7 protein-coding genes are annotated in these 6,287 nt (G+C 59.5%); 5 read left to right on the forward strand and 2 right to left on the reverse strand.

Features of this window, described 5'->3' with window-relative positions; genetic code table 11:
- The first annotated feature begins 11 nt into the window (after nt 1-11).
- The 5 genes from JNK74_19565 (at nt 12) to JNK74_19585 (ending at nt 3,851) form a co-directional block, all read left to right on the forward strand.
- The gene (locus JNK74_19565) at nt 12-449 is read left to right on the forward strand and encodes a helix-turn-helix transcriptional regulator (GenBank protein MBL7648383.1); all 438 of its coding nucleotides are present in this window, start codon (nt 12-14) and stop codon (nt 447-449) included.
- Between the two features lie 3 nt (nt 450-452).
- A complete protein-coding gene (locus tag JNK74_19570; protein MBL7648384.1) occupies nt 453-2,489 on the forward strand; it encodes a hypothetical protein in 2,037 nt (678 codons plus the stop codon).
- Nucleotides 2,490-2,616: 127 nt separating this feature from the next.
- Nucleotides 2,617-2,874 (forward strand): AbrB/MazE/SpoVT family DNA-binding domain-containing protein, encoded by a 258-nt coding sequence (locus tag JNK74_19575; protein MBL7648385.1) that lies wholly within the window; start codon nt 2,617-2,619, stop codon nt 2,872-2,874.
- A complete protein-coding gene (locus tag JNK74_19580; GenBank protein ID MBL7648386.1) occupies nt 2,871-3,281 on the forward strand; it encodes a type II toxin-antitoxin system VapC family toxin in 411 nt (136 codons plus the stop codon). Before JNK74_19575 ends, JNK74_19580 begins: the two co-directional genes overlap by 4 nt.
- 81 nt (nt 3,282-3,362) lie before the next feature.
- Nucleotides 3,363-3,851, forward strand: coding sequence for a GNAT family N-acetyltransferase (locus JNK74_19585; GenBank protein ID MBL7648387.1), 489 nt, complete (start codon nt 3,363-3,365; stop codon nt 3,849-3,851).
- 25 nt (nt 3,852-3,876) lie between these two features.
- Here JNK74_19585 and JNK74_19590 read toward each other — a convergent pair whose 3' ends face one another.
- Both JNK74_19590 and JNK74_19595 read right to left on the reverse strand, forming a co-directional pair.
- A complete protein-coding gene (locus JNK74_19590) occupies nt 3,877-4,809 on the reverse strand; it encodes a cation transporter (protein ID MBL7648388.1) in 933 nt (310 codons plus the stop codon).
- 495 nt (nt 4,810-5,304) lie between these two features.
- Nucleotides 5,305-6,039 carry an SIS domain-containing protein gene (locus JNK74_19595; protein ID MBL7648389.1) on the reverse strand — a complete coding sequence of 245 codons (735 nt, stop codon included), beginning with the start codon at nt 6,037-6,039 and terminating at the stop codon, nt 5,305-5,307.
- Nucleotides 6,040-6,287: the final 248 nt, after the last annotated feature.

The following is a 6,287-nucleotide window of genomic DNA, read 5'->3' on the forward strand; positions in this document are numbered from 1 at the left end:
GCGCGCGGGCGATGAAAAACTCCTTTGAAAACGACATGACCGAGATGCTATTGCTCCACGCGGCGGGACAAGGCGATGCCGGCGGCTACGATCTCTCCCAGCAGGTGCTGGAGCGCTCCCGTGGGCACTTCGATCTTCTGGAGGGCGACCTGTATCCCATGCTCCACCGGCTGGAGCGGCAAGGCCTCCTCGACTCCTACTGGTCGGAAATCGCCAAAGACCGCCGCCGCAAATTCTACCGCATCACCGCCCAGGGGCAGATGCTCCTGGAGTCCCGCCGCGAACAATGGAGGCAATTTTCCACGGGTGTTAACGGCGTCCTCGGCGCGCCGCAGTCTACCGGGCTGTTGGGCCGATTCGCACTCATCTTGTCTATTCTGTCCATTTCGTCCACCCTGTCCATTCCGTCCATTCGCCGGGGCGAATCCACCTTCTCCACAGGCGCCTGAACCATGCCCTGGAACAACGACCCCGACAAGGCCTTCCCCGCGCGGCATCCGCGCGAACCCGACGGATTGCGGCAGGATATTCTCGATGAAATCGCGGACCACCTCGCGTGTGCGGCGGAACGGGAAGCGGAGCGGCAGGAAGAAGAAAACGAGGGGGCGGTCTGGGACCGCGTCCTGGATCGATTTGGCGATCCCGATGCCATTGCGCGGAAGCTCTGGTGGGATCAAATGTGGGAGGCAGTCATGCGTGAATGGATACAAACCGGGGTGATGGTCGTGGTGACCATCGCGGTGCTGGCGGGCTTGGCCATGATGACGCGCCTCGTCGCGGGCGTGGGCACGGCCAACGACGCCATGCGCGAGGCCATGAAACAGGTCGCGGTCTCCAACGAGAACCTCGCCAAGGCCATGGCGGAACAACGCGCGGGCAACGAAGCCATGCTCAAGGCGCTGTCGGGCATTCAGGGTGGTGGCGGGGAGAAGCCCGACGCCTTGGAACTGTCGAACATCGAGATCGTCGTGCGCCGGGGCACGCCCGAGGGCCCGCCCGCGCCGGAAGTGAAGGTGCAATTGGATGGGCAAGAACTGAGTGTGAAAGGGGAGTTCGATAAGTCGGGCCGTGCTGCATTTGGGCCGCTTATTCAAGGCATCTACAATTTTACATTTGAAGATCCACGCTCCCAGATGAGTTCTTCCAAAGCCGTAACTCTCTTCGCTGGCAAAGGGGCGGGCGAATACGTCATCGTGGCCCCAGACGTTGAGCCGAGGCCGGTGCATATAGATTTTGGGCTTTCACAGTACGGACAGGATGCCAATCAGTTGGTAAAGGCCAGGCTATATGGGGTGTGGGAATACGGGGAGACGACTTGGGAACGACAGGCCGATGTCTTCGTGGGACACTCCGGAACTCGGTGGGCCGATAGCGTTACGGCAAAGCCGCTTCCGGTAAGGCCGCGATCGTCCGACCAGGAGCAGGCCCAGGCCCAGGCCCCAACATGGTCGATGGACTCGCTGGAATTTTGCCAGCTTCCGGGCAAGATCTCCGCATCTAGATTCGAAATCTATGCCCGAGACGCCGCTGGAAACTGGGCAAATGCTGGATATGAAGGATACGTTGATGCATGGGCCTCGGAGGCTGAGGACGAGGCTGGACTTCATCTGACAGGAACGCTCCCCGACGAAGTTGCAGTGGCCTACGGCCAACATGCTCGGTTCTTCATGAATGCAAAGCATGTAAAGGGCGAGGAAAACTCCAGTTGGCTTGCTGCCACCGCGGCCATGCTGGCGGATTCCACCGTGCTTGAGCTGAACTCCTTTCCTGAACTACGTGCCGGTAAGTGGCGAGATGGCCGGATGTATGCGCTGGACCCAAACAGGGAGCAGCGCGGGAACATTACCACAGCCGCTTCGAACTACGGGGTACAAGCAGCATTGGCACTGGCGCTACCCGAGATACCGCTCACGGCGTCATCCAAAGAGAACAATATCTACCTCGGTTTAATGCTCATTGAGTACGGCAAGAAGAACGTGGAAGTTCGGGTTGGATCAGCGCGTCTGCGCGCGGCGGACGACGTTTTTGGAAACGTACTCTCGGCCTATGCGCTTCATGGCGATTGGCGCAGCCCGGAATGGCACGAATGGAATCCCGGAGCGCTTGATGCCGGTGTGGCGCTCACCGCCGACGCGAAGCCGTTTTGGCAGGTTTCCAGCGAAGCTTTGAAAGAAATGCTCTACGACGGCAAACTTCTGATTCCGATATCGAAGGAGCAATTCGCCAGTTCGGAACAACCAGTCACCGGGGTGTTGCTCCGCTGGGAGGAATCGTCTGACAATTTTGTATGGGATGCGAGGGTAGACCTGGATGGCGTCGAGACCCAGTATCGCCCTTGCCTGCTCGTTGCGGCACCCATCGCCACCGCAACCGAGCAACCCGACGGCAAAGCCCTGACTGATATCGACGGCGGCCGCTTCCACTACGACAAGGAAGTATTCACCGAACCTCTCACACCGCAGGAGCCCAATCTGCAACCCGCGCCCTGAATTCATAGGTTGGCGGAACAGCGCTTCCGCGCCGCAGTCTTGACCGATTGGGCATGAAAGCGGATAATAGAAAGCAGCAAACTGGACAAAGCGAGTGCTTGCCTTTCAACCGTGAAGGTAAATTGCAATGGAAGAGACGAATACGGTACACATGTCGGAATCGGGACAAGTGCTTATACCTGCCGATGTCCGGGAAACCTTGCACTGGCAGGGGGCCATGGACTTGAGCATACGGCTATCGGGATCGGGCCTCCTTATCCAACCGCGGCATAACCAGGCGGGCGGACGCAGGCTTGAAGAGCTTCGCGGCTTGCTCAAGCACCATGGCGAAGCGTTGTCCGATGAGCAGTTGTGCGCGCCTGTGGACTGCGTGGAAGATGCATGATTGCTTTTGACACGTGTGTGCTGGTGCGCTTTCTTGCCGACGATGACCCGGCGCAGGCCGATATGGCGGAAGCATTGATGCGAGAGAATGTCGTCTTTCTTCCACGCACGGTTCTACTTGAGACTGAATGGGTCTTGCGTTCGCGCTACGGCAAGCGTCGGGATGAGCTACTGCCCTTCTTCCGATTGTTGTCCAAGCTCGACAATGTTGTGCTGGAGGATTCTGAGGGTTTCGAGCGGGCTATCGCATGGTACGAGATGGGCGCGGATTTCGCAGACGCCATGCACCTGGCCTCAAGCGGAGATGCCGTGATGCACACCTTCGATCAGAACTTTTGCAGAGCGGCCTCGCAATCCGTGGAAACGCCACGGGTGGCGTATTTGCGTTCGCAGTCGCAGGCGGATTGAGATTGGATTTGGGCGAACCATTGGTGGTCAAAGATTGTCCGGTACTTCAACATTCTGACTGTAACGTAGACGAGATTGTCCATGCCCATCCGCGAAGCCATCCCTGAAGATTTTGATCGCATCTGGCCCTTTTTCCAAGCAATCGCGGCGGCGGGGGAGACTTTTGCCTATGCGCCAGACACCACCCGTGAAGAGGGTTTCAAGCTGTGGTTTGGCCCGCAGCATCGGGTCTTCGTGCTCGAAGAAGACGGCGCAATTCTGGGCACCTACTACCTCCGCCCCAACCAGCCGGGCCTCGGTGCGCACGTGTGTAATTGTGGCTACATGGTTTCTCCGGCCGCGCGCGGTCGGGGCGTGGCCACCGCCCTCGGGGAGCATTCACAGGCCACCGCCCTCGCGCTGGGTTACAAGGCCATGCAGTACAACTTCGTGGTGTCCACCAACGAGCAAGCCATCCGGATCTGGCGGAAACTGGGGATGAAGATCGTGGCGCGATTGCCGAAGGCCTACCGGCACGCACGACTGGGTTATGTGGACGCCCTGGTAATGTACAAGTGGCTCGCCGACTAAGCTGCGGCGTCGCGGAAGGTCGGCTTCATTCGACCACGGGTTCCGCTGTTTCCGCGGCGGGATCGTGATGATGCCGCGATGCCGGCTCGATGTGGACCAGCACATCATGCACCGCCGGCAGCGCCGCGCGAATGGCGTCCTTCACGTGGTGGCCGATGAGATGGGCCTCCTGCACGGTCAGCGTATCCTCCACGCCCACATGGATATCCACAAAGAAGCACAGGCCCATCTTCCGCACGAGGCAGGTATCCAGCGAGATCACATCCGCCTGTAACAGCGCAATTTCGCGAACCCGCGCTTCGACCTTGGGATCCGGCGCCGCATCCATGATTTCGTTGATGGCCGGGCGCAGCAGCGTGATGCCGTTCCACGCGATGATGACGCACGCCAGAAGCGCCGCCCACTCGTCCGCCGTGTTCCACGCGGGCCCGCCGATCAGGGCAACGCTGATTCCGCCGAAGGCAGCCACGGACGTGATGGCGTCGCTCCGGTGGTGCCACGCGTCCACCTTCAGGGCCGTGCTGTGGAGATCGCCGCTCACGCGCGAAAGGTAGCGGAAGACCACCTCCTTCAGTGCAATCACGCCAACAAGCACCACCAGCGTATAGGCCGCCGGCTTGTCATGGGGGGTCAGCATGGCCTGAACGCTCGAAACGGCGATGCCCGCGGCCGCCACGAGCAGTCCCCCCGCCACCACCACCGCCGCCAGGGACTCCGCCTTGCCGTGACCATAAGGATGATCCTCGTCCGGCGGTATCGTGGCGATGCGGATGCCGCCCCAGATCACCAGGCCGCCGAAAACGTCCAGCAGCGACTCAACGGCGTCCGCAATGAGGGCGTGAGAATTGCCCAGAATCCCCGCGACGCCCTTCACAAAGGCGAGGGCAAAATTCAGCACCAGGCTGAAGGAGGCATAGCGCAACGCGCGGCGGCTGGTATCGGGTGGGGAATCAGTCATTGAATTTACTTCGTGTTTCCTGGGTTTGGGGGGATCTCTGTGCTTACTTCGTATACGGTGTCCATTTAGTCCACTGGATAGATTCCAGCAACCATGCAAACAGTATTTTTCACTCGCGACGTAAACCCCCATGGTACAAAGCGTGGTATTCAAAAGAAGGCCGAAGCGCTGATTTCTTCGGCCTGAAAGGCCAGAGTAGCTTTCAGCCCTGGGCAACGCCCAGGGAAATACGTTATCCAAAGAATTCCTCGCCCTGTAAGGGCAGTGCAGTTTCAGACGGAGACTCACGTCGCCTATTCACTGCACTGCCCTTTCAGGGCGACATAAATTGTATTGCCTCATACCCTGGGCGTTGCCCAGGGCTGAAGACTGCACTGCCCCTTCGGGGCGAAAACTTACTTCCAATCATGCCAGGCGTCAATCGTTGCTGTTTATTCGCGATACGATCTTGATTGCGGCCGTAGGTCCGACTTGGTCTAAGCCGCCCACCGTCCCTCAGATTCCCCGCTCGCGGTAGCCGGCTTCCTGGGCCTTCAGAAACTCCGCCCCGCCCGTGTGGACGCTTCGGTAAATCGTCGGCTTTAGTTCCTTCTCTTCCAGCAGCCGAACGGCCTGCGCGTGAATCGCCCAGAAGATATAGATCGCGCCCAGTCCACTCAAGGGGCACATGCGCTCATTATCGGTTACGGGAACCACCGCATCGCCGACACCGCTGCAATTGTCGATGAAGCACGCCGTAACCTGATCCAGCTTGCGTTTGCTGGGGTGCTGTGCCTCGCAGTAGTCCAGTTGCAGTTTCGAAGCGAGGCCGATGGTGTGGATGCCCCGCTCTTGCGCCTGAAGCCCCACCGCGATGACATTGGCCGCGCTACCGGCGTTGGAATTGATCAGCAGCACATCCCCCTTCTTCAAGCCGCTCTTCTCCAGCGCCAGGTGCACCGTCTGCGACTCAAGCGCCGCCGACTTGCCGGGCGGGAGCGTTTCACTGCGATGGCCCACGTCGCCTTGCACCTTGAGTTCGTAGCTGAAAGGCCGGATTGCCGCCATGCCGCCCGCCCGGCCCACCACCTCCCCCATGAGAGCATCGTCGGGGTCCATAAGAAACCAACCGCCCCGCTGCGCAAGACTCTCCGCCACCAGCGACGCGGCCTTCTCAATATTTTCCCGCTGCGTATGCTGGATCTTGGCCATCAGGCCTTCAATCACCTTGAAATACTGGTCAAGATACACGACTTATCGTTCCTTACTGCAAGAGGAGGCCGAAAAGTGCCCACCAGCCACGCTCGATAGGGTGGATAGGTCAGGTCTTCGCGAATGCCGTTCAGGCGAAAGCCTGCTATCAACCAGTATAGCCGATGGCCACCCACAGTTGACAGTTGAAAGCTCTTCCAAGCCCCAAACCCATAAGCCCCATAAGCCCCAAACCCATAAGCCCCATAAGCCCCATAAGCCCCATAAGCCCCATAAGCCCCATAAGC

Source organism: Candidatus Hydrogenedentota bacterium (assembly GCA_016791475.1).
In the GTDB taxonomy this organism is placed as follows: domain Bacteria; phylum Hydrogenedentota; class Hydrogenedentia; order Hydrogenedentales; family JAEUWI01; genus JAEUWI01.